General features: G+C 58.3%; 21 protein-coding genes and 1 pseudogene. 13 read left to right on the top strand and 9 right to left on the bottom strand.

Annotated features, from left to right (window positions below; genetic code table 11):
* The first annotated feature begins 2 nt into the window (after positions 1-2).
* The 3 genes from CAF73_RS03915 to ahpF all read left to right on the top strand — a co-directional run bounded on the left by CAF73_RS03915 (position 3) and on the right by ahpF (position 3,334).
* On the top strand, positions 3-941 hold the full coding sequence (locus tag CAF73_RS03915) for a site-specific integrase (RefSeq protein WP_085701994.1): 939 nt from the start codon (positions 3-5) through the stop codon (positions 939-941).
* Positions 942-1,077: 136 nt separating this feature from the next.
* Positions 1,078-1,641: an alkyl hydroperoxide reductase subunit C gene (ahpC, locus tag CAF73_RS03920; RefSeq protein WP_003224621.1), complete on the top strand. Its 564-nt coding sequence runs from the start codon at positions 1,078-1,080 to the stop codon at positions 1,639-1,641.
* A gap of 130 nt (positions 1,642-1,771) precedes the next feature.
* Positions 1,772-3,334 carry an alkyl hydroperoxide reductase subunit F gene (gene ahpF / locus CAF73_RS03925; RefSeq protein ID WP_085696020.1) on the top strand — a complete coding sequence of 521 codons (1,563 nt, stop codon included), beginning with the start codon at positions 1,772-1,774 and terminating at the stop codon, positions 3,332-3,334.
* An 80-nt stretch (positions 3,335-3,414) separates the two neighbouring features.
* Here ahpF and gloA read toward each other — a convergent pair whose 3' ends face one another.
* Positions 3,415-3,936, bottom strand: coding sequence for a lactoylglutathione lyase (gene gloA, locus CAF73_RS03930; protein ID WP_085696021.1), 522 nt, complete (start codon positions 3,934-3,936; stop codon positions 3,415-3,417).
* A 142-nt stretch (positions 3,937-4,078) separates the two neighbouring features.
* On the opposite strand from gloA, the gene CAF73_RS03935 reads away from it, so the two are divergent.
* A complete protein-coding gene (locus CAF73_RS03935) occupies positions 4,079-4,597 on the top strand; it encodes a DUF4946 domain-containing protein (protein ID WP_085696022.1) in 519 nt (172 codons plus the stop codon).
* Between the two features lie 206 nt (positions 4,598-4,803).
* On the opposite strand, the gene CAF73_RS03940 is transcribed toward CAF73_RS03935, so the two are convergent.
* The 3 genes from CAF73_RS03940 to CAF73_RS03950 form a co-directional block, all read right to left on the bottom strand.
* On the bottom strand, positions 4,804-5,169 hold the full coding sequence (locus tag CAF73_RS03940; protein WP_085696023.1) for a histone-like nucleoid-structuring protein, MvaT/MvaU family: 366 nt from the start codon (positions 5,167-5,169) through the stop codon (positions 4,804-4,806).
* Positions 5,170-5,403: 234 nt separating this feature from the next.
* On the bottom strand, positions 5,404-6,939 hold the full coding sequence (locus CAF73_RS03945) for an EAL domain-containing protein (protein ID WP_085701995.1): 1,536 nt from the start codon (positions 6,937-6,939) through the stop codon (positions 5,404-5,406).
* 106 nt (positions 6,940-7,045) lie between these two features.
* Complete coding sequence (locus tag CAF73_RS03950; RefSeq protein ID WP_085701996.1) at positions 7,046-7,918, bottom strand: LysR family transcriptional regulator; 873 nt, start codon at positions 7,916-7,918, stop codon at positions 7,046-7,048.
* 77 nt (positions 7,919-7,995) lie between these two features.
* On the opposite strand from CAF73_RS03950, the gene CAF73_RS03955 reads away from it, so the two are divergent.
* Together CAF73_RS03955 and hppD are read left to right on the top strand one after the other, a co-directional pair.
* Entirely contained in the window at positions 7,996-8,943 is a 948-nt protein-coding gene (locus tag CAF73_RS03955; protein WP_085701997.1) for a DMT family transporter, read from the top strand.
* Positions 8,944-9,189: 246 nt separating this feature from the next.
* Positions 9,190-10,266 carry a 4-hydroxyphenylpyruvate dioxygenase gene (gene hppD, locus CAF73_RS03960; protein ID WP_085686995.1) on the top strand — a complete coding sequence of 359 codons (1,077 nt, stop codon included), beginning with the start codon at positions 9,190-9,192 and terminating at the stop codon, positions 10,264-10,266.
* Between the two features lie 61 nt (positions 10,267-10,327).
* On the opposite strand, the gene rarD is transcribed toward hppD, so the two are convergent.
* The 3 genes from rarD to CAF73_RS03975 form a co-directional block, all read right to left on the bottom strand.
* Positions 10,328-11,209: an EamA family transporter RarD gene (gene rarD / locus CAF73_RS03965; protein WP_085696028.1), complete on the bottom strand. Its 882-nt coding sequence runs from the start codon at positions 11,207-11,209 to the stop codon at positions 10,328-10,330.
* A 167-nt stretch (positions 11,210-11,376) separates the two neighbouring features.
* On the bottom strand, positions 11,377-13,494 hold the full coding sequence (locus CAF73_RS03970) for an acyltransferase family protein (RefSeq protein ID WP_085701998.1): 2,118 nt from the start codon (positions 13,492-13,494) through the stop codon (positions 11,377-11,379).
* A gap of 108 nt (positions 13,495-13,602) precedes the next feature.
* Entirely contained in the window at positions 13,603-14,616 is a 1,014-nt protein-coding gene (locus CAF73_RS03975; protein WP_085696030.1) for an aldo/keto reductase, read from the bottom strand.
* 227 nt (positions 14,617-14,843) lie between these two features.
* Between CAF73_RS03975 and CAF73_RS03980 the strand changes: the two genes are divergently transcribed.
* Positions 14,844-16,787: a hypothetical protein gene (locus tag CAF73_RS03980; RefSeq protein WP_085701999.1), complete on the top strand. Its 1,944-nt coding sequence runs from the start codon at positions 14,844-14,846 to the stop codon at positions 16,785-16,787.
* Between the two features lie 40 nt (positions 16,788-16,827).
* Here CAF73_RS03980 and CAF73_RS03985 read toward each other — a convergent pair whose 3' ends face one another.
* Positions 16,828-17,727, bottom strand: a complete 900-nt coding sequence (locus CAF73_RS03985; protein WP_085702000.1) for a LysR family transcriptional regulator — start codon at positions 17,725-17,727, stop codon at positions 16,828-16,830.
* 97 nt (positions 17,728-17,824) lie between these two features.
* Between CAF73_RS03985 and CAF73_RS03990 the strand changes: the two genes are divergently transcribed.
* Entirely contained in the window at positions 17,825-18,187 is a 363-nt protein-coding gene (locus CAF73_RS03990) for a hypothetical protein (RefSeq protein ID WP_085702001.1), read from the top strand.
* Positions 18,188-18,584: 397 nt separating this feature from the next.
* The gene (locus tag CAF73_RS03995; protein ID WP_085702002.1) at positions 18,585-18,956 is read left to right on the top strand and encodes a DUF6124 family protein; all 372 of its coding nucleotides are present in this window, start codon (positions 18,585-18,587) and stop codon (positions 18,954-18,956) included.
* Between the two features lie 191 nt (positions 18,957-19,147).
* Here CAF73_RS03995 and CAF73_RS04000 read toward each other — a convergent pair whose 3' ends face one another.
* Positions 19,148-20,458, bottom strand: coding sequence for an MFS transporter (locus CAF73_RS04000; RefSeq protein WP_085702003.1), 1,311 nt, complete (start codon positions 20,456-20,458; stop codon positions 19,148-19,150).
* Positions 20,459-20,628: 170 nt separating this feature from the next.
* Here CAF73_RS04000 and CAF73_RS04005 point away from each other — a divergent pair, with 170 nt between their 5' ends.
* The 4 genes and pseudogenes from CAF73_RS04005 (at position 20,629) to CAF73_RS30750 (ending at position 24,832) form a co-directional block, all read left to right on the top strand.
* On the top strand, positions 20,629-21,753 hold the full coding sequence (locus CAF73_RS04005) for a sugar diacid recognition domain-containing protein (protein ID WP_085702004.1): 1,125 nt from the start codon (positions 20,629-20,631) through the stop codon (positions 21,751-21,753).
* Between the two features lie 91 nt (positions 21,754-21,844).
* Positions 21,845-22,984, top strand: coding sequence for a glycerate kinase (locus CAF73_RS04010; protein ID WP_085702005.1), 1,140 nt, complete (start codon positions 21,845-21,847; stop codon positions 22,982-22,984).
* Between the two features lie 222 nt (positions 22,985-23,206).
* Positions 23,207-23,974, top strand: a pseudogene (locus CAF73_RS30745) (MCP four helix bundle domain-containing protein); the annotation flags it as partial.
* Positions 23,969-24,832: a methyl-accepting chemotaxis protein gene (locus CAF73_RS30750; RefSeq protein ID WP_371918960.1), complete on the top strand. Its 864-nt coding sequence runs from the start codon at positions 23,969-23,971 to the stop codon at positions 24,830-24,832. The pseudogene CAF73_RS30745 and the gene CAF73_RS30750, both read left to right, overlap by 6 nt.
* Positions 24,833-24,836 lie beyond the last annotated feature (4 nt).

Raw genomic sequence — 24,836 nt, forward strand, 5'->3', positions numbered from 1 at the left:
CCATGAGCGATATCGATCGCTACCTGCAAGCCGCCACCCGTGACAACACCCGCCGCAGTTATCGCGCGGCCATCGAGCATTTCGAGTCCGTGTGGGGCGGGTTTCTGCCAGCGACAGCGGACAGCATCGCCCGGTATCTGGTGGCACATGCTGGCGTGCTGTCGGTCAATACGCTCAAGTTGCGTCTGTCGGCGCTGGCGCAGTGGCACAACAGTCAGGGCTTCGCTGATCCGACCAAGTCCCCGGTGGTGCGCAAAGTATTCAAGGGCATTCGTGCCCTGCATCCCGCCCAGGAGAAGCAGGCCGAGCCGTTGCAATTGCGAGATCTGGAACAGACTGTCGCCTGGCTTGAGCAGGAAATGAGGGAGGCGCGGGAAAAACAGGATCGACCAGTGCTGTTACGGGCCTGCCGCGATCGGGCATTGATCCTGCTGGGCTTCTGGCGCGGCTTTCGCAGCGATGAGCTGTGTCGGATGCAGATCGAGCATGTGCAGGCGCACGCTGGCAGCGGCATCACTTTGTACCTGCCGCGCAGCAAGGGTGATCGGGAAAACATCGGGCAAACCTATCAGGCCCCGGCGCTGTTGAAGTTGTGCCCTGTGCAGGCATATATCGAATGGATAAGCGAGGCTGCGCTCGTACGCGGCCCGGTGTTTCGCGCCGTGGACCGGTGGGGCAATCTGAGTGAGGAGGGCTTGCACGCCAACAGTGTGATTCCGTTGCTGCGTCAGGCTCTGGAGCGCGCCGGAATTTCCGCTGAGCGCTACACGAGTCACTCTCTGCGACGAGGTTTTGCAACGTGGGCCCATCAAAGCGGCTGGGATCTCAAGTCACTGATGAGTTACGTCGGCTGGAAGGATATGAAGTCCGCCATGCGCTATGTTGAAGCGAGCCCTTTTCACGGGATGGCCCGGATTACGGATAAGCCGCTGTCGCCGTAGATATCGTTTTCTTCTATTAATATCCTCAGCTAATAGCGAAAACAAATCAGCAGCATCAGGTTTGCCAATGAGCCATCCGTCGAGTGACTGGGTAGGATTCACCCATCGAATTCACAACCCTGACGGAGAGTCATCAATGCCTATCATCAACAGCCAAGTAAAACCGTTCAAAGCTACCGCGTTCAAAAACGGCGACTTCGTACAAGTCTCGGACGCTGACCTGAAAGGCAAATGGTCCGTAGTGTTCTTCTACCCGGCCGACTTCACTTTCGTTTGCCCAACCGAACTCGAAGACCTGGCTGACAACTACGCCGCCTTCCAGAAACTGGGCGTAGAGATCTACAGCGTTTCGACCGACACCCACTTTGCCCACGCTGCCTGGCACAACACTTCGCCAGCTATCGGCAAAATCGAATACACCATGATCGGCGACCCGACCCATGTCATTTCCCGCAACTTCGACGTGCTGATCGAAGAAGCTGGTCTGGCGGATCGTGGCACCTTCGTGATCAACCCTGAAGGCCAAATCAAAATCGTTGAACTGAACGATGGCGGCGTTGGCCGCGACGCTTCCGAGCTGCTGCGCAAAATCAAGGCTGCTCAGTACGTTGCTGCTCACCCAGGCGAAGTTTGCCCGGCCAAGTGGAAAGAAGGCGAGGCCACTCTGGCTCCGTCCCTGGACCTGGTCGGCAAGATCTAAGTCTGTGACACACGCAATACAGGGCGGAACTCCGCACCTACTCAAGTAAGCTGCACCGCCCAATAGAAAAGCCCGGGCGAGATTCGCTCGGGCTTTTTTTCGCCTCAAATAAAGTCAGGAGATCGCCCGTATGTTGGACGCCAATCTTAAAGCCCAGTTGAAATCGTACCTGGAACGGGTCACCCAGCCGATCGAGATCGTTGCCTCACTCGACGACGGTGCGAAATCCCGTGAAATGCTTGACCTGCTGAAAGACGTTGCCAGTCTTTCGCATCAGATTACCTTGATCGACAGCGGTGACGATGCACGCAAACCGTCCTTCTCGATCAATCGCCCCGGTGCCGACATCAGCCTGCGTTTCGCCGGCATACCGATGGGCCATGAATTCACTTCGCTGGTGCTGGCCCTGCTGCAAGTCGGCGGACACCCTTCGAAGGCCAGTGTCGAAGTGATCGAACAGATCCGCTCGCTCAAGGGTGAGTTCAACTTCGAGACTTACTTCTCGCTGTCCTGCCAGAACTGCCCGGATGTCGTTCAGGCGCTGAACCTGATGGCCGTGCTGAACCCGAACATCCGCCACGTCGCCATCGACGGCGCGCTGTTCCAGGACGAAGTCAACGATCGCAAGATCATGGCTGTACCAAGCATTTACCTGAACGGCGAAAACTTCGGCCAGGGCCGTATGGGCCTGGAAGAAATCCTCGCCAAACTCGACACCGGCGCCATCGAGCGTCAGGCCGAGAAAATCAGCGCCAAGCAAGCCTTTGATGTGCTGGTGGTCGGCGGTGGGCCGGCCGGCGCTTCGGCGGCGATTTATGCCGCACGTAAAGGTATTCGCACCGGTGTTGCAGCCGAGCGCTTCGGCGGTCAGGTACTGGACACCATGGCCATCGAAAACTTCATTTCCGTTCAGGAAACCGAAGGCCCGAAACTGGCGACCGCGCTGGAAGAACACGTCAAGCAGTACGACGTCGACATCATGAACCTGCAACGCGCCGACAAGTTGATCCCGGGCAAGAATGGCGAGCTGCATGAAGTCCGCTTCGCCAGTGGCGCGACCCTTAAGGCCAAGAGCGTGATTCTGGCGACCGGCGCGCGGTGGCGCGAAATGAACGTGCCGGGCGAGCAGGAATACCGCAACAAGGGTGTAGCGTATTGCCCGCATTGCGACGGCCCGCTGTTCAAAGGCAAGCGTGTGGCGGTGATTGGCGGCGGTAACTCCGGTGTTGAGGCAGCGATCGATCTGGCCGGTATCGTGTCACACGTAACTTTGCTGGAGTTCGACGTTCAGTTGCGCGCCGACGCCGTATTGCAACGCAAGCTGCACAGCCTGCCTAACGTCACCGTGATCACCAGTGCGCTGACCACCGAGGTCACCGGCGATGGCCAGAAGGTCAACGGCCTGCGCTACAAGGATCGCAATACCGAAGAGCTGCACACCGTCGAACTGGAAGGGATTTTCGTGCAGATTGGTCTGCTGCCCAACACTGATTGGCTCAAGGGCACCATCGAGTTGTCGCCGCGCGGCGAGATCATCGTCGACAACCGCGGTGAAACCTCGATCCCCGGCATCTTTGCCGCCGGTGACGTAACCACCGTGCCGTACAAGCAGATCGTGATTGCGGTGGGCGAGGGCGCCAAGGCTTCGCTTAGCGCTTTCGATCACCTGATCCGCACTTCGGCTCCGGCATAAATCCCGGGCCTGAAAAAGAAAAACCCCATCAGTGATGATGGGGTTTTTCTTTGCGGGGTGCTCTCTACCCAGAATCAGCTTTACAGCGGCGCTGGCTGGATGATTTCGACCCAATAACCATCCGGATCCTTGATGAACGCCAGGCTCTTCATGCGGCCATCGGTCAGGCGCTTCTGGAAATCGCAGCCCAGCTCTTCAAAGCGTACGCAAGCGGCAACGATATCCGGTACCGAAATGCAGATGTGGCCGAAACCGCGCGGGTCGGTGTTGCCATTGTGGTAGGCGAAGTCGGCGTCGTTCTCGGTGCCGTGGTTGTGGGTCAGCTCAAGAATGCCGGGAATCGACTTCATCCACTCAGTGCGCGCAGCGGCGTCGGCCGGGATCTGCGATTTGTCGACCAGCGCGAGGAAGTACAGGCTGAATTCCGCTTCCGGGAAGTCACGCTTTTCTACCAGCGAGAAACCCAGTACGCGGGTGTAGAAATCCAGCGATTTGGTGATGTCTTTGACGCGCAGCATGGTGTGGTTGAACACGAAGTTGCGGGTTGCGCTGTCTGGGGTGGCGGTGACGCCAGGGAAGGTGTTCAGTTCTTGCAGGCTCATGGGCCCTCCGTAACAAATTGGGGCGAGTGAATGGGCGCAATGATACGCATGCCTGGCAGCATCGCCAAACCGAAAGCGTGGGCTTGCCCTGCGAGCGGGCGTGGCTCAGACTTTACGGCTCAATCCGCGAGTGCCTCTGGTAATGATCCGACCGTTCAAATCGCTGTTCGTTTTCCTGGGTTTTTCCCTGCTGGCGCTACCGGCCTTTGCCGAGGCGCCGAGCATCACCTGGCCCGCCGGCTGGGAAGTCGAGGCGTTGCCTGAAACATCCCCGGACGTCTCCCGTCAGCGCGGGGTGAAGACTGACGCCGATGGCAATCAGGTGATGGTGATGGAGTTGACGATGACCCGTGTGGAAAGTGGTCATCAGGTCAACTTGCAGGGCGTGTTGCTGGAGATGCGCAAGTCGGTGCAGAAAGACTTTTTCCAGAGCGGTTATCAGAGTGTCTGCAACAAGGTTCACGCGACTACGCTGGGCTCGCTTGCGGCACTTGAGACCACTTGTACCGTGACTGAAAACGGCCGTCACGTGCTGTCGCAAACATTGGTTGCAGCGGTGGAGGCGAATAAAGCTTACGTACTTTCGTATGCCGGGCAGGCAGAGGTTTATAAGGCCAGCGGCGATGACATAGTGGCGGCACGAAACAGCTTGAAATTCTAATCGCCTGTTCGTGGTCAGCGTGATGTTAGATACCCGAACTGATTAAACATAAAGTTATTGCCGGGAAATGAGGCAACATTCGGAAGCATAGTTTCAGTGCGGAACGGGTTTGAGACTTAACTTTTCTGCCAGAAAAGTCGTTGTATTTGTTAAATATTGTCCAAAAAAAAGCCCTGCATATGCAGGGCTTTCATGTTTGCGAGGGATTAACTGCGCAACCAGGAATCAACGGTGGCTGCACCGTATTGCTCCTTCCAGGCCTTCAGGCCGCGGTGGTTGCCGCCCTTGGTCTCGATCAGCTCGCCGGTGTGCGGGTTCTGATAGACCTTGACCACGCGAGCGCGGCGGGTTTTAGGTGCGGCGGTCGATTGCAGACCGGATTTCGCCGGGTTCGGATCGAGAATGGCGATGATGTCTTTCAGGCCTTTGCCGTAGGTTTTCATCAGCCCCTGGAGCTTTTCTTCGAATTCGATTTCTTTCTTGAGCCCGGCATCGTTCTTCAGCGATTCCAGCTGCTTGAGCTGTTCCTGAAGGGCTTTTTCAGCTGCACGAAATTCAGCGAGTCTGGACAATATCTTTACTCCAATAGTGTGTTTGGCTGAAACCAACCGCAAACAAAGCTATAAGCCAAGAGCCTTGAAGCGACTCGGTGATAATGGCTCACCTGCCAATCTTGCAACAGGTAAGAAAAATTGTAGTAGTTAATGCGGCAAGAGTAAATCCTGACTTTTTCTTCATGTAACAACAACGCTGTTTTGTATCAATTTGGTGCGAGCTGTCGGCGAGTCAGGATTTATGCTGCCAAGTTAATGATGAGTTAATGCATCGATGAAGTCTGCAGCTGGCATCGGTTTGCCGAACAGGTAGCCCTGCAGAAAGTTGACATGGTGGGCGGCCAGATAATCACACTGGGCTTGTGTCTCTACACCTTCGGCCACGATGCCCAGATCCAGTTTGGTGGAAAGCTCGATGATGCTGTCCAGAATGTGCCGGGAGAGGGCATCTTTATCGATCATCGCGACAAATGTCTGGTCGATCTTGAGGAAGTCGACATTGAACGTTCTCAAGTAGCCAAGGCTTGAATGACCGGTGCCAAAGTCATCAATCGCGATCTTTACACCCATCGCACGCAGTTGCTCGAACAGCTGGTGGGTGATCTCGGACGGCTCAATCAGCTCGCGTTCCGTCAGCTCCAGGACCAGGCTGATGCTGCCCGGCTGGAAAGCTGACAAAAATTCACGGCAATCCTCAACCAGCTCCAGATCCTGGCAGTGGCTGGCGGTGATGTTTATGCCAATGTGGAACGGCGCGGTAAAGGTCGATGAAAGCGGCCCCAACAGGACAGCGGTCTGCTGCATCAAGGCGCGGGTCATTGGCACGATAAGCCCGGAGTGTTCGGCAAACGGGATGAACAGGTCCGGACGTACCAGCCCCTCCTTGGGATGGTTCCAGCGCATCAGCACTTCCGTGCCCGACCACTGTTTACTGTCGCCATGCACCACCGGCTGAAAGTAGGGAATAAACTCTCCCGCCTCCAGAGCTCGCAGCATTTCATGGCTGGGCGATGTGGAGCGCTTCTGCAAGATGTAGCCGATCGCTGCCGATACCGCACCGAAGAACATCAGCAGGCTGAACAGCGGCGGGTATTCATCTTTCATGTAGCGCCAGGTTTCGCCTTCCGGAAACGCGGCGGTGACCGAGAATGCATAGTGCGGCGAGTGCAAGGTACTTTGCGCCACCGGCAACGCGGGCAGTGCGCCTTGATGCACTTTGCCGTCGGCCGAGAGCCAGTTGTTGCCGACTTGCAGTAACAACAATGTGTGCCGGCCGATCAGACGCAGGATGTTGCTCAGGTGATAGCCGTCCAGCGTGGTCAGTGCGCCTGCGCGCCCTTCGCTCAGACGATATACCAGCAACGCAGTATCGGGCGTGACCGGGTTGCCGTTCATGAGCCACAACTTGCCCTGGGTGTAGTCGCCCGGATTGACGACTTCCTTGAAGTCGCCAAACAGCGAACTGCAATAGAGATTGTCGTCCCATACCAGATTGGTCGAGCGCACAAACGGGCGTCGGGTGACTTGTTCGCGCAAGGCCAGTTTTACAGTCTCGCAGGTCTGGCCGGCCAGCGGCAGCAACTCCCGGGCGGCGAGGGCGGTATTGTCGAGCATCAGTTCGAACTGCCGCAGGGCTTCATCGGCGGTGTGTTGCGAACTCTGCTGAAGGGCGCGCCCGGCCTGCATATAAAGAATCACGCTGCCGAGTACGATCGGCAGCAGGCCACACAGCAACGTCACGATAATCCGGGTGCTGCGCTTGCGGCGGGGCCTGACGGTCAGTGGCATGGGCGCATCCTGTCGCAATGGAGTGGGGCACTTGATGGCAGGCGAAGCGTGCGCGCAACTCCCGTGATCTGAGCCCATGATAGATGGTCAATGACACCTGCGCTGCTCAACGGTAATCCAGCCGTGTTGCCAATTGAATGAATGCCAGTGTGGCGGGTGACGCCTGGCGCTGATCCAGCACCGCCAGGCCCACCTGCCGGTTGACTGCGGGGGACAGCGGTCGCTTGACATAGCGTGGGGCGGAATCGAAAGGCAACGAACCTTCGGCCACCACGGTCATGGCATCGCCTCGTCCGACCGTGTCGAGAGTGCTGAGCAGTTGCGAGCAGCGATAGCGGATGTTCGGGCTCAACCGCGCGGTGTTGAACAGGCGCGAAACCAGCTCCGATGAACCGGCCTCGGTCAGCACGAACGGGTCGTTGCAAAGGTCTTTGAGGCTTACTGATTCACGCGCCGCCAACGGGTGACCGGGCGGGAGCAGGGCGACCATCCGATCTTCAATCAGGGCAAACGTGTCGAAGCGCTCTTCTGGCAGCACTACAAAACCGATGTCGATCCGCCGCTCCTCCAGCCACTGGATGACTTGCCGATCCGGGCCTTCATCAATGTGCACTTCGATCCCCGGATGCGCCTCGCGATAGCGCTGAAGAATCTTCGGTAGCAACTTGATCGAGGACGTCGGCCCGAAAGAACCAATGCGCAAGGTGCCGCGTTTCATGCCGCGCGCATCCGCGGCCTCCTGACGCAACGTATTGGCCAGCCCGAGCATCGCCCGCGCGCGCAGCAGTAATTGCTCGCCGATGTCGCTCAGTTCAACTTGCGACTGATGCCGGCGCAGCAGTTCGACGCCCAGTTCCTGTTCCAGCGATTTCAAGGCGTGGGACACCGCCGACTGGGAAATTCCCAAACGATGGGCAGCGAGAGTGAAGCCGCGCAGTTCGGCCACCATCGAGAAGATTTCGAGTTGGGTCAGGGTCATGAGTAAAGACTCATTTTACGATGATGAGGAATCGATCGAATGATACGTCATCCGCCAGTCTCATCATTGGGAACGTTATGAGTTGTCATGAACCTGTTCGTCCGGCCGCTTCGGACATGCCCGTCTATTTGAACCTGGCCCTGGTCACCATGATCTGGGGCGGAACGTGGGTGGCCGGGCGTTTTCTGGCCGGTAGCCTGAGTCCGGTGTTTGCTGCCAGCTTGCGGTTTTTGCTGGCCAGCGTGGCATTGCTCGGGTTTCTGCGACTGGCGCGGATTGCGCTGGCGCGGCCCACGCCCAGGCAATGGCTGCAACTGGCGCTGCTGGGTTTTTTCGGGATTTTCTTCTACAACCTGTGCTTCTTTTACGGGCTGCAATACATCAACGCTTCTCGTGCCTCGTTGATCGTGGCGCTGAACCCGGCGGTCATTGGTCTCGCGTCCTGGTTGCTGTTCAGGGAGCGGCTGAGCCGGTTGAAAGTGACCGGAATTGCGATCTGCATCAGCGGGGCGGCTGTGGTGATCGTCAGTCGCAACCCGCAGCTGTTGAGCGAAACGCCGGACGCGTGGATTGGCGATCTGCTGATCCTCGGCTGCGTTTTGAGCTGGGGCGTCTATTCGCTGTTCTCACGCAGCCTCAATCACAGCATCGGCCCGGTGCAGACCGTGACCTTTTCGATTTTACTGGGCACCCTGATGTTGTGGGCGCTGGCCCTGAGCCGGGGCGAAGTGGACGTTGCGGCCCTGGCCGCGCTTGGCCCGCGTCAATGGCTGAGCCTGGTCTATCTGGGCGTACTCGGTTCTGCGCTGGCCTACATCGGTTACTACGATGGCATCCGTAAAATCGGCGCCACACGCTCCGGCGTGTTCATTGCTCTCAATCCGCTGACCGCCGTGCTGGCCGGTGCAATCGTGCTGGGTGAACAGCTGACGCTGGCCATGTGCCTGGGCGGTGTGCTGATTCTGGCGGGTATCTGGCTGTGCAACAAATCCCTTGCACCGACCCGAAAAAAGCGGATTTTATAGAGAGGGCAGACAACCCTATTTACGCTGTGTAGAATCGGGTTACGCATACAATAATAATCGTCTTCTGGCAGCAGAAGCATCGCCCGCAAGAGCCTTGGGTCGACAATGAAGATATTCGGGTTTCAACTGATCTACGGTGACTTCCTCGCCCGCAGTGTGCGTGGCATCTCCTGTGCGCCACCCACCGGCCTCAGCATTACTGACAAATAACTCTGGTTAATTGATAAGAATGATGAGGCGCCAACCATGGCAGATTTATACGAAAACCCAATGGGCCTGATGGGCTTCGAGTTCATCGAGTTCGCAGCGCCGACGCCTGGCACTCTGGAGCCGATCTTCGAGATCATGGGCTTCACCAAGGTCGCGACCCACCGTTCCAAGAACGTGCACCTGTATCGCCAGGGCGCGATCAATCTGATCCTCAACAACGAACCGCACAGCGTCGCCTCGTACTTCGCGGCCGAGCACGGCCCGTCGGTGTGCGGCATGGCGTTCCGGGTCAAGGATTCGCAGAAAGCCTACAAACGCGCACTGGAACTCGGCGCTCAGCCGATCCACATCGAAACCGGCCCGATGGAACTGAACCTGCCGGCGATCAAAGGCATCGGCGGCGCGCCGCTGTACCTGATCGACCGTTTCGGCGAAGGCAGCTCAATCTATGACATCGACTTCGTGTTCCTCGAAGGCGTTGACCGCAACCCGGTCGGTGCCGGCCTGAAGATCATCGATCACCTGACCCACAACGTGTATCGCGGTCGCATGGCCTACTGGGCGAACTTCTACGAGAAGCTGTTCAACTTCCGCGAGATCCGTTACTTCGACATCAAGGGCGAATACACCGGCCTGACTTCGAAAGCGATGACCGCGCCGGACGGCATGATCCGCATCCCGCTCAACGAAGAATCGTCGAAGGGCGCCGGGCAGATCGAAGAGTTCCTGATGCAGTTCAACGGCGAAGGCATCCAGCACGTGGCGTTCCTCACCGACGACCTGGTCAAGACCTGGGATCAGTTGAAGAAAATCGGCATGCGCTTCATGACCGCGCCGCCGGACACCTACTACGAAATGCTCGAAGGCCGCCTGCCGAACCACGGCGAACCGGTGGATCAGTTGCAATCGCGCGGCATCCTGCTCGATGGCGCATCAGACAAGGACGACAAGCGTCTGCTGCTGCAGATCTTCTCGGAAACCCTGATGGGCCCGGTGTTCTTCGAATTCATCCAGCGCAAGGGCGATGATGGTTTCGGCGAAGGTAACTTCAAGGCACTGTTCGAATCGATCGAGCGTGACCAGGTGCGTCGCGGTGTACTCGCTACCGAGTAACCCGTATCAGATGTAAAAAAGCCCGGCCTGCAATTGCAGGCCGGGCTTTTTATTGCTCGTCTTACGGGCGCCGCTGGCGCATCAGATGCTTGAACCCTTCAAATACCAGCACCACCACAGCCAGCCAGATCGGAATGTAAGTCAACCATTCGCCGGGTTTGATGCTCTCGCCCAGCAGCAGCGCCACACCCAGCAGCAACACCGGTTCAACGTAACTCAACAAGCCGAACAGGCTGAACGGCAAAAGGCGACTGGCAATGATGTACACCACCAGCGCCGATGCACTGATCAGGCCGAGCAGCGGAATCAGCCACGTCAGCGCCGGGTACTGATCGAACACGCCGAAACCCTGTTCGCCGCCGCGCACAAACCAGTACGCCACCGGCAGCATCAAAGTCATGTCGACCCACAGGCCGCCGAGGTTGTCGGTCTTGAGGTATTTGCGCAGCACGAAGTACAACGGGTAACCGACGACCACCACCAGCGTCGCCCAGGAAAATCCGCCCACCTGATACAGCTCGTTCAACACGCCGAGGCTGGCAAAGAACACCGCGACTTTTTGCAGGTACGACAGGCTCTCGCCATAAGCGATGCGCCCGGTCAGCACCATGGCCAGCGGCAGGAGGAAGTAGCCCAGTGACACATCGAGGCTGTAACCATTGAGCGGCGCCCACATGAACAGCCACAACTGCACGCCCAGCAACGCAGACGACAGGATCAACCCGCCGGTCAGCTTCGGCAGCGCAGGGATCCGGCGCAGCAGGTCCAGCACCCGCCGCCATTCGCCGGACAACAACATGAACAGGGTCATGCAGGGCACGGTCAGCAGCATCCGCCAACCGAAGATTTCCACGCCGCTCAACGGGGTGAGCAGCGAGGTGTAGTAATACATGACGGCAAACAGCGTCGAGGCTGTTACCGAGAGAGCGATACCTTTAGACAAACTGTCCTCGCGGGGTAATGGTCAAACGGGGTGCGCAGGATACGTGGTTTTTGTGCTGAATATTGGGCAGATGCTCAATATTTGCCACACATGAAACAGCCCATAGACATTCGCCTGCTCGCGAAGCTTTCAACCTTGCCGCGGAGCCCGTCCGGAGGCAGAAATCATCACTGCCCAACTTGCAAGGGATTACCAAAGTTCATGAGATACATCTCGCCAAACTTGTAAGAGGCGTAATCGGTGATGTGCCCAATGTCACGATAGACCGGAAAACCGTCGACCGTGCTCATGCACGCATCACCTGTGCATTGCACGGTTTTCGGGTCAATGACGATTAACCCGGGGTATTCAGCCTTCAGTTCATTAAAAAGTGTTTCCAGCGCTGGTTCTTTGCTACCGGACCATGGCATAGCAGCGCAGAGGCTGCCTTGCTCGACGCTGCCCATCAGCCCACGCAACTTGACCTGGCGCAGCAGGCACGCGTTGATACCAGGTGGCATGGGCAGCGTGTTCTCCAGAAACACCGGGATAGCGCCTGATGCGACGATAATATCCAGGGCTTCCCGGATTGCTACGCCAAAGCGTTGTCGGGACAGTTCCAGGCTGTGAGGATCATCGCGTTTGGTGACGATGTCACCGTTCAAATAAGCCTCCCAGAACTGGCCCACAATCACATACTTGAAATGCTTGTTCGCAATCATCTCGTAATAGCGTTGAGCGGCGTCGTGGCATTTTTCAAACAACGCGTTCTTGTATTTTTTCTCGTCGTACTGGTAGATCCCGGGCAATGCCAGGCACGCCGGGTAAGCCTGTGCGAGTACAGCAAGATTGGCATCCCTGGCCAGCGTTTCAACAAAACCCCAGTAGTGATTCGAAAACGAATCGCCCATCAGAAATACTTGTGGCGCCGTGTGATCGGCGCCGAATATGCAGCCTGGATCGGCACCATCGCTGACACCAAGACATCCTTCCCGAGCAACTGGCACAGAGGCTTTCAAATCGTTGAGCATGTTGCTGTAGCCCTGATTGAAGCGGCCCGGCCAGCCCTCGTGCCTGACACTGGCAGAGTGCAGCAGCGACAGGCCGATAGCGGGCAAAATCATCAGTACCACGAGCGTTTTGCCAAAGCCAAATCGTGCCTTGCGGAACTTGTTTTCAATCAGCACATAAGAGAGCCAGGCCGTGATGAAAGTGCAAACGAAGTAAATGATCGTCATCGACGGGGTTAGCGCGATTCCCATGTAATTCATCACCGCCAGGATCGGCCAGTGCCATAGATACAAGGAGTACGAGAGTGTGCCGATAAACACTATGGGTCTGGCCGCGAGCAGCTTGGCGAAAATGCTTGCATCACCAATCCCCTGGTACAGCAAAGCTGCAGTAGCGAGACATACGGCAATGGCATGGTATTGCGGGAATCCCGGCAAGATATCGTCCCGGGTAGCGCAATAGATGATCGTGACCAGCGAAAGTGCACAGACCACAGAGGCGCTCAGGCGATTGAGCCGGAACTTGTCCGTACTGAAGATGACCGCACAAGAGCCGATCATCAATTCGAAAATCCGCGCAGCGAAGAAATAGTAGTTTTTCTCAGGAGTGGCGTAAGACAGGTACAGCGCGAGCACCATTGCCGCCACGGTCAGGCCGAGCACCGCCGCTTTGAAAATAACTTTCGGCAGATAGCGGTTGAGCAGCCAGATGCCCGGGGGGAGTATCAGATACCACTGCCATTCGATGGCCAGAGACCAGGTGTGCAACAGCGGCAGGCTTGCTGCATCCGGTGTGGCGTAACCCGTGGTCACTTTGGAAAAGTACTGGTTGGAGATGATTAACGAGGTGTACTTTTCGCTTTTTAAAAAATCGACGTAATCATCGGGCAAATACAGTAGCGTCGTGAGCGTCAATGTGACGATCAATAACGCAATAACGGCCGGTTGTAGTCGCCAGATCCGGCGCGTGTAGAACCCCGAGAAAGTGAACGTGCCGTTGTGCAGCGACTTCATGATGATAGCGGTGGTCAAATAACCCGAAATCACGAAGAAGATATCGACGCCGATGAAACCGGACGGGAAAAGCGCCAGTTCGCCGTGGAAGATCAACACCAGTAGAACAGCGATGGCGCGGAGTCCATCAATGTCGGCCCGGTACGCAAGTGAGGGGCGGCGATCGCCGAAAGTTGCGGGCTCCATAGCGCAAGTGAGGGCGCGCAGATCTTTATCGCCCGTTAATTTGAACAGCAGCCCGCGCAGTGGCTTTCTGAGGAGCTCGGCGGAGCGATTGGACATGTGCTGATCCCTTGCAAATTCCGAACGATCAATCAGATTCCGTTTGATCGCGCTTGATTCAATAAAAAACAGCCGATTGTATCGGCTGTTCAAGGTTTAGGGAAAATCCTAAGCCTTATGGGGTTTACGCCCAGACACAAAATGGCTCACATCGTTGAACCCCGGCGTAGAAGCATGCCCCGGCGTCACCAGCGAATCGATAAATGCCTCATCCTCCGCCGTAATCTTCACCGCCTGCGCCTTGGTGTACGCATCCCACTGTTCTTCAGTGCGCGGCCCGACAATCGCCGACGTTACCGCGCCGTTGTTCAGCACCCAGGCAATCGCAAACTCGACAATCCCGACCCCACGCTCTTTTGTGTATTGCTGAATCTGCTGGGCAATGCGCAACGATTCCACGCGCCATTCGGTTTCCAGAATGCGCTTGTCCTGGCGGCCGGCGCGGCTGTTGGCGTCCGGGGTCACGTCTGGTGCGTACTTGCCGCTGAGCACGCCACGGGCCAGCGGGCTGTAAGGCACCACGCCGAGACCATAGGTTTGGGCTGCGGTGATCTGCTCGGTTTCGGCCTGGCGGTTGACGATGTTGTACAGCGGTTGGCTGATCACCGGGCGATCAACACCGAGTTTGTCCGCCACGCGAATCACCTCGGCAATCCGCCAGCCGCGATAATTCGACAGGCCCCAATAACGTATCTTGCCCTGGCGAATCAGATCGCCAATCGCCGAGATCGTCACTTCCAGCGGGGTGTTGTGGTCTTCGCGGTGCAGGTAATAGATGTCGAGGTAGTCGGTGCCGAGCCGGGTCAGGCTGGCCTCCAGACCATTGAAGATGTGCTTGCGGCTCAAGCCGCTGCGGTTCGGCACGCCATCCACGGGGCCGAAACCGACCTTGGTCGCCAGCACCCATTCATGACGATGACGGGCGATGGCTTCGCCGACGATTTCTTCCGAGCGACCGTTGGTGTAGACGTCGGCGGTGTCGATGAAGTTGATGCCCTGATCCCAGGCCTTGTCGATGATACGCAGCGAGTCCTCCGCGCTGGTCTGCTCGCCGAACATCATCGTGCCGAGGGTGAGGGTGGACACCTGCAACCCCGAGTGACCCAGTGTGCGATAGCTCATGCCGAAATCCTTTTGTCGGTGGGAAAGCTCCCATCAAATACCAGAAGCATCCGACGCGGCAAAGTGAATTTGTCCAGCAGCGGCCCCGAAGTTTCTGGCGCACTGCCGACCGTTCATCGCCACTGTCAGATCTGACAGTAGGCAATTTTCCTGTGAATAGCGCCTGATCTGCTCTGACGGTGCGAGCAAAAAATGCCGACACATTTTGTGAAATCAGGAGCGTTCTCATGGCCACTGAACCGATTGATCAAGGGTTGACTGCGGGTGACGAAATCAATCTCTACGCGCCTCGGTTGCCCGACGGCAAGGAAAATGTGGCGGGTGCGGATTATGGTCTTGCCATTCGTTTTTATGAGGAGAAACCTCTGGGGGCAACGGTGATTGTTCCAGCCTTGCTGGGCCAGGAGCCCAACATGACGGTGTTCCTGAATCTGAACGGTGTGGACAAAATCACCAGTGAACAGACCGAGTCCGCTACGTCTGCGACCACGCTGTACATTGCCCACAATCTGCTGCTTCCCGATCTGCCGAATACCCTGAACTACACGGCCCGGCGCCTTGACAGTAGCGAGGAGACTTATGAACCGCCCATTACCATCAAATACAACGAGATTCGTCCAGGCATCGAAGACAAGATCAAAGGGGATGAAGGGCATTCCGAGCTTCGACTCACCCTGCCGCAAGACGTGATTGACGACGGCATCGATGCCGACCGCGCGGCGCAGGGGGTGCAGGCGTATTGCATGTACCCTTATTGCCGCGCATTCGACAAAATCTCGCTGCGCTGCAACGGCCATGTTCTTACTCATGTGGTCCATCCGGATGAGGCCCCCTCCACACCGACCACTGAGCCGACCATCATCGGGGTGTGGCTCGATAAAGCTTTTTTCGAAGCCGCTGGCGACAATCCGCAAGCCGCGTTTGACTTTACGGTCGAGGACGAACTCACCAACGGAGCGGACCCGACCTCGCCCTGGTCGAAGCCGATCCGCCTGGTGATTGACCTGAAGGGCGCCAGAATGGCCGCCCCCGACATTGCCGAGGACCCGGACGACCCCGACGATGAGCCGGACACTATTGATTGGAACAAGCTCGGCACTCGGGATCTGACCATTCAGGTTCATGTTTTTGCACCACGCTGGGAAAGCGGAGATACCTTGAGGGTGAAGTACTTCGCGACACCCAGTAGCGGAAGCGTGGTTGAACACGTGGTAGACGCTGAGGTGACAAGGCTTCCGTTTACCCATCGGTTGATGATCGACAATGCCAAGGTGATTGCCGACAGTACGGTCAAGGTTCTTTACGAACGTATTCGTGGAAATGAAGTTAATGCAATTTCAAAAATTGCACGGGCACGGGTCATTCAGAAGCCCGTGATTATTTCGATGAAGAACTCGTTCAACGTGGAACTGGAACATCGCGGGACTGTTTCTGACAATAAGGTCATGTTGTCAGGGGCTGCGCTGACGGGTGTTGTGTTGCAAGTTCTTGATGGCGGTACGGTGAGGGAAGAAGTCAAAGTCGGAACGAATTACAAGTGGGAAAGCAAGTTCATATCAATAGCGGAAGGGTCACACCGTTTTACTGTGAAGGAAAAAAACGGGAATCAGTTTGAGTCCGAACCCTGGGAGATTGAGCGGTTGGGTTTCAACATTGATCGGACACAGATGAAACTGAGCGGGTTTTCGGTGAAGGTCGATGGGTGGCCGAAAACAGGGGAGGATTCGATTGGCAATACCGGCGTTCGGGTTCCAACCGGTGGTGTTCCGCCGTATGACTATGCATCGTCTGATCCACTGACGGCTCCCGTGACGGCACAGGGCAAAGTGGTGGGGTTGAAAAGTGGCGTGGCAACTATCTATGTCACCGATCAGGAAGGCAGTACTTTGTCTTATCTTGTTGCGGTAACTAATAAATTCAAGCTGCAAATAAGCACTGAGAAGTTACGCGCAGATGACGCGATTGTCTGGATGAACTTGTTAGGAGGATTTACGACTTATAACTATACTTTTGTTGCCGATGTTCGTCGTGTTTATATTCCGCTCATTCCAGAGATTGTCAATGCATGCAGCCAAAATGGGCGTTTCTATAATTACTTGAGAACGGATTTATCTATTTTCGGAAGCACGGGGCTTAGTACTCTTACATCGTGGTGCTTGATACCTATCTAATTTGATCCACTGCTCCTGATCGGGCGCTTGGTTTCGGATGTCATCGGCTGAGCGCTCGGCAACGCACCCGCAAAAACGCCTGCAACACCTTCACCCGTTCCGACACCTGCACCCGATGCGGGCACAGCAGATTGAACGGCACGTTCTCGCCGTGCCAGTCATCGAACAGCGTCACCAGCCGCCCAGCGCGCACGTCTTCGGCCACGTCGAGCCAGGCTTTGTAGGCGATGCCGTGCCCGGCGAGCGCCCAGCGGCGGGCGACTTCGCCGTCGTCGCTGAGGTAGTCGCCGCGTACTTCGACCTCGACCGTTTCGTCGTCGCGATGGAAGCGCCAGGTGTTATAAGGCCGGCCGTTGCGCAGGTAGAGCAGGGCGCTGTGCTCACTCAATTCGGCAGGATTTTGCGGTGTGCCGTGGCGCTCCAGATACGCGGGGCTGGCGCAGGCCACGCGCCGATGCTCAGGCAGGATTGGCAACGCCACCAGCGTCGAATCACTTGGCACGCCAAAGCGCAGCGCCACGTCCACCGTCTCGCGAAACAGATCCGCATGCCGGTCGTTGAGCAGCAATTGCAGCTGAATGTGCGGGTGCTCGCGCTTGAAGTCGTCCAGCCACGGCAGCAACACATTGCGCCCGAAGTCCGACGGCGCCGCCAGTTGCAGCACGCCGCTCAGGCCTTCGGTCTGCTGCTTCAGCGCCTGCTCGCCCTCGGCCAGCGTGGCCAGCGCCAGACGCACGCTTTCCAGATAGCGCCGGCCTTCTTCGGTCAGGCGCATGCTGCGGGTGGAGCGGGCGAACAGGCGGATGCCGAGGCGGGTTTCCAGGCGTTTTAATGCGATGCTGGCGGCGGCGGGAGTCAGCTCCAGTGCCCGGGCGGCGGCGGAAATGCTGCCGGAGTCGGCGGTGCGAACGAAGATTTCCAGGTCGAGGATCGAGCTCATTAGTAAAAATCCGTTGAAGATCCTTGGCGTTTTGCGGGATTTTTTCGGGATTGGCAAGCGCAGATACTTGAATTCTGAATAACCGCAGGAGACAGACATGACGTGGACATTTGATCATCTGGCCTTCAACACCGCTGACGGGCAGGCGCTGCAGGACGCTTTTGGCGGGTTATTGGGATTGGTGCCGGGGCGCCGGCCGCCCTTTCCGTTTCCCGGGCGGTGGTTGTATCAGGACGGGGAGGCGTTGGTGCATGTGATCGAGCAGCCGGCGCAGGATGAGGCGACGTTGAGTCATATTGCGTTTCGTACGGATGAAGACGCGGCGGTGGTTTTGAGGCGGGTGCAGGGGAGTGGGTTGCCGTATCAGGTGGCGCAGGTGCCGGAGGACGGGATGTGGCAGATTTTTGTGCAGATGCCCGGGGGCTTGGTGCTGGAACTGGATGCAAATACCAGTGTGTGACACTCGTTCCCACGCGGAGCGTGGGAACGATCTGGAGTGAGTGTTTAATCGTGGCGTTTAAAGGACACGTTCAGACATGCACCGCAGGCTACACAACCTTGCGCCGTTGCCTACAACTGCGCCAGAATCCGCCGGCTTGTGCGCTTATAGGCCGGGTTTTATCGTTATCTCGTCGCTGAAAAACAGCGATGGGGTTTGGTAGCCCGGTTCTGACTTGTTGCGCAACTCACCGTATTCGGACGCTTATCCGTCCGTGCTTTTATGGTGGCCATGCGCGGGGCGCTTTCGAGCGCGCCGGTTCTCCAAGTCACCGGTCTACCAACCCGTGCATGGCCACCACCTCTTCGTTTGGTAGCGAAGTTTGATGGCTCCATTTTTCTGATTTGGAGATTCAAACGTGATCAAACCAACACCCAACCCACCCGAAGCCGACACCACCTCGCCCTACGAAACCCTCGATTCCAAGAAATTCCACGAAGCTGCCGAACGCGCCCTCGATCACTACCTCAATCCGCTGCTCCCCAGAAAGCCGCTGCTCAAACCCAACACTCGCTACCTCATCGCCCCCGGCATCGACAGCGAAGAACTGCTGGCCGACGCCTCTGAAACCCTGACCTGCGCCAAAACCATGGCCACTGACTTCGCCGGGCTGGTGGACGGCTCGCAGCGACATGTGCTGTTGGGCATTGCGCAACTGATCATGCTGAGTGAACTGGCGGTGAATCGGGCGCTGGATAATCTGGAACTGAAGGCTGAAGCGCCGCTGTAGCCAGATCCTTAGCCTGATCGTTCCCACGTCGAGGCGTCGAACCGTCCGCGTGGGAATGCAGCCCGGGACGCTCCGCGTCCCTTCCAGAGCTGGAACGCGGAGCGTCCCTTGAGGCGTTCCCACGCGGAGCGTGGGAACGATCTAAATGAAAAACGGCCCGTAATGGGCCGTTTCTGTATTTCGACTAAGGCTTAAGCCCGCAACGTCCGCGTCATCCGCAACGCCAGCAAACTCCCGCCAACAATCACACCCGCCAGCAGATACAGCGCCGCATCGGTCGACCCGGTGCTGTCCTTGACCCAACCCACCAGATAAGGACTGAGGAATCCAGCCATCTGCCCCATGGAGTTGATCAACGCCAGACCACCCGCTGCAGCCCCCGCGCTCAACATCGCTGTCGGCACCGGCCAGAACATCGGCAGACCGGTCAGCGCGCCCATGGTCGCAATGGTCAGACCTAGGATCGCAATCGGCGGGTTGGCCGCGAAGTTCACCGCGATCAGCAGGCCGATCGCACCCATCAGCATCGGCACCACCAAGTGCCAGCGACGTTCTTTGCGCAAGTCCGCCGAGCGACCGACCACCAGCATGAACACCGCCGCCAGCAGATACGGAATCGCGCTCAACCAGCCGATCACCAGGTTGTCGCTGAAACCGAGGTTCTTGATGATCGACGGCAGCCAGAAGTTGATCGCGTACACGCCGCTCTGAATGCAGAAGTAGATCAGGCCGAAGGCCCAGATCGCCGGGTTCTTGAACACCGCGATCAGCGAATCGGAGGTGGTTTTCGGTTTGTTCGCCAGGTCTTCGGCCTGATCCGCTTCCAGCACCGAACGCTCGTGCGGGGTCAGCCATTTGGCAGCGGCGAAGTTGTCGCTCAACAGGAAGTAGGCGAGTGCGCCGAGGATTACAGTCGGAATGCCTTGCAGCAGGAACATCCACTGCCAGCCGGCCAGACCGCCCTGGCCCGCAGCGAAGTGATTGAGGATCCAGCCGGAAAACGGGCTGCCGAGCAGGCCGGACACCGGGATCGCCGACATGAACAACGCCATGATCCGGCCACGGCGGAAGGTCGGGAACCACTGCGAGAGATACAGCACAACGCCCGGGAAGAACCCGGCTTCGGCGGCGCCAGTGAACAGGCGCAGGGTGTAGAACTGGGTCGGCGTGGTGACGAACAGCAGGCAGGTCGACAGCGTGCCCCAGGTGATCATCATCAGCGCGATCCAGCGCCGTGGGCCGAACTTGGTCAGCGCCAGGTTGCTCGGTACGCCGCACAGCACGTAGCCGATGAAGAAGATCCCGGCACCGAGGCCGTACACGGTTTCGCTGAATTTCAGCGCGTCGAGCATCTGCAGTTTGGCGAATCCAACGTTGACCCGGTCGAGGTAGTTGAACAGGTAGCAGATGAAGATGAAGGGGATCAAACGCAGGGTGATGCGTTTGTAGACGGCATTTTTATCGTCAGCGATGGTCTGGGCGGCAGCGGCGCTCTGCGACATGGCGGCTCTCTCTTTATTATGATTTTTTGCGATGCAAAGGGTAACGTTGATCGCCCTGAGAGTCTCGGCCACCTTTGGCCGGATTGTCTTTGTGCCTGAGCACAGGGTTTGCCGGCAGACCCTGTGCGGGTGAACAACCGTCCGCGCCTGTTTTCAAGGATTTTCCCCTTATGTTCGAACTCGATCACGACCTCGCCCAGGACATCGTCGACCGGGCAATGGCCATTTTGCCCTACAACGTCAACGTCATGGACAGCCAGGGGCTGATCCTCGGCAGCGGCGAACCGGAGCGGATCAACACCCGCCACGAAGGCGCGCAACTGGTGCTGGCCAACGGGCGGGTGGTGGAGATCGACGCGCAGACCGCCGTGCATCTGAAAGGCGTGCAGCCGGGGATCAATCTGCCGTTGCTGCTCGATCAGCGGTTGATCGGTGTACTCGGCATTACCGGCGAGCCAGAGCAACTGCGCACTTACGCCGAGCTCGTGCGCATGACCGCCGAAATGCTGGTCGGCCAGCGCAACCAGCAATCCGAACAGCAATGGCGACGGCAACGTTGCGATGACTTGCTTGCGTTGTTGCTGAGCGAGGCGGGGGATTCGCCAAGGCTGGTCGACGAGGCCCAGCAACTCGGGCTCAAACCGCAACTGACGCGGGTGCCGTATCTGTTTGAGCTGGGACTTGAACACGGGTCTGGACAAACCGTCGAGGCACTGAGTGCCTGGCTGATGTCGCGCTATCCCGACAGTTGGTGCGTAAGTTCGGCCAAGTCGTCGCTGCTGTGGTGCCGGCCGGCGAGTCAGAACGTCGAGCATGATCGCCTGCTGGAAAAACTCGATGGCCTGGGCTGGAACATCCTGCGCATCGCCGTCGGCGGGCAGGCCGATGGGTTGGCCGGGTTGCGCCGTTGCTATCGGCGGGTCGGCGATTTGCTCGCCTATGGCCGAGAAGTATTGCCGCACTCAAGACTGCTGACCCTCAATCGCTACCGCTTGCCGGTGATGCTCTGGCGCCATCGCAACGATGATGCGCTGGATGAACTGCTCAAACCGTTGCGCAAGGTCATCGCCAAGGACAGCAACGGCCAGTTGCTCGCGACCCTGCGCAGCTGGTGCGATCACGACGGCCAGAGTCAGGCCTGCGCCGATGCGCTGGGGATTCACCGCAACAGCCTGCGTTACCGGATGGAGCGGATTGCCGAGTTGAGCGGGGTCGATCCATTGAAGCTCGATGGCATGTTGGCGCTGTATCTCGGGGTTCAATTGCTGCCGCAGACCGACGATTTGTCGAAATGAACAATAAACGCCCGCGCCACTTGTGCAGCGGACAGGCGTCAACGTTCCAAGCGACTGGCAGCATGAGGGGCATTGGAACTGGAGAATTCGCATGAAAATCGTCATCGCCCCCGATTCGTTCAAGGACAGCCTGAGTGCCCAAGGCGTTGCAGAAGCCATCGCGCTGGGCGTGGCGCAGGTCTGGCCGCAGGCGACGCTGGTCAAATGCCCGATGGCCGACGGTGGCGAAGGGACGGTGGAGTCGATTCTCGACGCCTGCGAGGGCGAGTTGCGCCGCACCCGTGTACGCGGCCCATTGGGCGCGGCGGTCGAAGCCGCATGGGGCTGGCTGCCGCACAACCACACCGCAATCATCGAAATGGCCGAAGCCAGCGGCCTGCAACTGGTGCCGCCGGGTCAACGCGATGCGTGCATCAGCAGCACGTTCGGCACCGGAGAATTGATCCGTGCGGCGCTCGATGCCGGCGCACAACGGGTGATTCTGGCCATCGGCGGCAGTGCCACCAACGACGGCGGCGCCGGTGCGATGCAGGCGCTGGGCGTGAAACTGCTGGATGCTCAAGGGCAATCGCTGGTGCCGGGTGGTCTGACGCTGGCGCAACTCGCACGACTGGATCTCAGCGAACTTGACCCGCGTCTGGCACAGGTGCGCTTCGACATCGCCGCCGACGTCAACAATCCGCTGTGCGGCCCTCATGGCGCCTCGGCGATTTTCGGTCCGCAGAAAGGCGCGTCACCGGCGCAAGTGCAGCAACTCGATCAGGCCCTCGGTCATTTCGCCGAACTCTGCGCGCAAGCGCTGGGCAAGGATGTTCGGGACGAGCCGGGTAGCGGTGCGGCGGGTGGGCTGGGTTTTGCCGCCAAGGCTTTCCTCGGCGCACGGTTCCAGGCCGGGGTTGAAGTGGTCGCGGAACTGGTCGGGCTGGCGGATGCAGTAAAAGGTGCGGATCTGGTGATCACCGGAGAAGGGCGCTTCGATGCCCAGACCCTGCGCGGCAAAACCCCGTTTGGCGTTGCACGGGTCGCCAAGCAACACGGCGTGCCGGTCATTGTCATCGCAGGCACGTTGGGTGAGGGCTATCAGGCACTCTACGAGCACGGCATCGACGCAGCTTTCGCCGTCACCAGCGGCCCGATGACACTTGAACAAGCCTGCGCCGAAGCGCCGCGCCTGTTGCACGAACGCGCGACAGACATTGCGCGCGTCTGGTGCATGGCAACCCCGGACTGACCTGTCACTCATCATCTAAAACGACGGGTGTTTCACCGCTGAAACACCTGCAACACTTTGAAAAATATTTCATCTTTACCCGCAAACTTCCTCAAGCCTGGCCGATAAAGAAATCAGGCGCACAACACTTCCAAAAACAGTGACGCCGGACTGAAGCCCGCCCCCATGGGCCAGTGATCACGGCATGGACGCTCGTAGTTTCAATCATCCGAGAGTCCTCCTATGTCCTTGCGTAATCTGAATATCGCGCCCCGTGCTTTCCTCGGTTTTGCCTTTATTGCTCTGCTTGTGATCGTGCTCGGCGTGTTCGCCGTCAATCGCATGTCGATCATCCGTCAGGCGTCCCTGGAGATGGAGTCGACACAGTTGCCCAGCGTCACTCAACTCGCCGTAGTGACGGAAAACGTCCTGCGACTGCGCATTCTCTCGTTCCGCATTCTGGTCAACCGCGACCCTGCCGGCTTGCAGGAAGCCCAGACCCGCATCGGCGTGCTGGTGGACAAGGTACGTACCGCCCAGGCGAGTTACGCGGCACTGCCGGCCGGTTCGGAAGAACGCGCGCTGTATCAGACATTCGCGACGACCCTCGACAATTACCTGCAAGCCCAAAACCAGATGATCGACTTGTCGCGCCAGGACAAGGTCGATGAGATGCGTACCCTGATCAACACGAAGATCAAGGACGGCACCGACAAAATGGGCGAACAGCTCAACCAACTGATTGCGATCAACTCGGCCGACGCGAAAACAGCGTCGTCCCAGGCCGGTGAACAGTACAGCGGCGCGATCACCGGGATCATTGTGGTGGCCGTGATTGCCGCGTTGCTGACCGTAGTGCTGGCCTGGCTGCTGACCCGCAGCATCGTCACCCCGCTGAACCGCGCCGTCGCTGCCGCCCAAACCATCGCCGACGGCAACCTGACCAAACCCATCGAAGTCGACGGCAAGGACGAACCGGCGCGCCTGCTTGAAGCCCTGGCCGCGATGCAGACCAACTTGCGCAAGACCATCGAACAGATTGCCGGCTCCGCCACGCAACTCGGCGCCGCTGCCGAAGAACTCAGCGCCGTGACCGAAGAAGCGTCCCGTGGCCTGCAACAGCAGAACAACGAAATCGAACAGGCTGCCACCGCCGTCAACGAAATGACCGCTGCGGTGGAAGAGGTGGCCCGCAACGCGGTGTCGACCTCCGAAGCGTCGAACCAGTCGACTCACGCCGCCCGCGAAGGTCGTGATCAGGTGGTGAATACCGTCGACGCGATCCAGACCATGACCCACGACGTGCAGAACACCGCACAGATGATCGAAGGCCTGGCAGCTCAGGGCCGCGACATCGGCAAGGTGCTGGACGTGATCCGCGCTATCGCTGAACAGACCAACCTGCTGGCACTCAACGCCGCCATTGAAGCGGCCCGTGCCGGTGAAGCCGGGCGCGGTTTCGCCGTGGTCGCGGACGAGGTTCGTGCCCTGGCTCATCGCACCGCGCAATCGACCCAGGAAATCGAAAAAATGGTCGCCGGCATCCAGAACGGCACGGGCGAAGCGGTCGAGTCGATGCAGCAAAGCAACCAGCGCACCCAGACGACGCTGGAAATGGCCCGTGCCGCCGGCGTTGCGCTGGAACAGATCACGCAATCGATTCACCAGATCAACGAGCGCAATCTGGTGATCGCCAGCGCTTCGGAAGAGCAGGCACAGGTGTCCCGCGAGGTTGACCGCAACCTGGTGAATATCCGCGATCTGGCTACGCAATCAGCCGCCGGCGCTAACCAGACCAGCGCCGCGACCCACGAACTGTCACGTCTGGCGGTGGATTTGAATGCGATGGTGGCGCGGTTTGTGATTTGACCTA

It is taken from the genome of Pseudomonas sp. B15(2017), assembly GCF_002113215.1.
In the GTDB taxonomy this organism is placed as follows: Bacteria; Pseudomonadota; Gammaproteobacteria; order Pseudomonadales; family Pseudomonadaceae; genus Aquipseudomonas.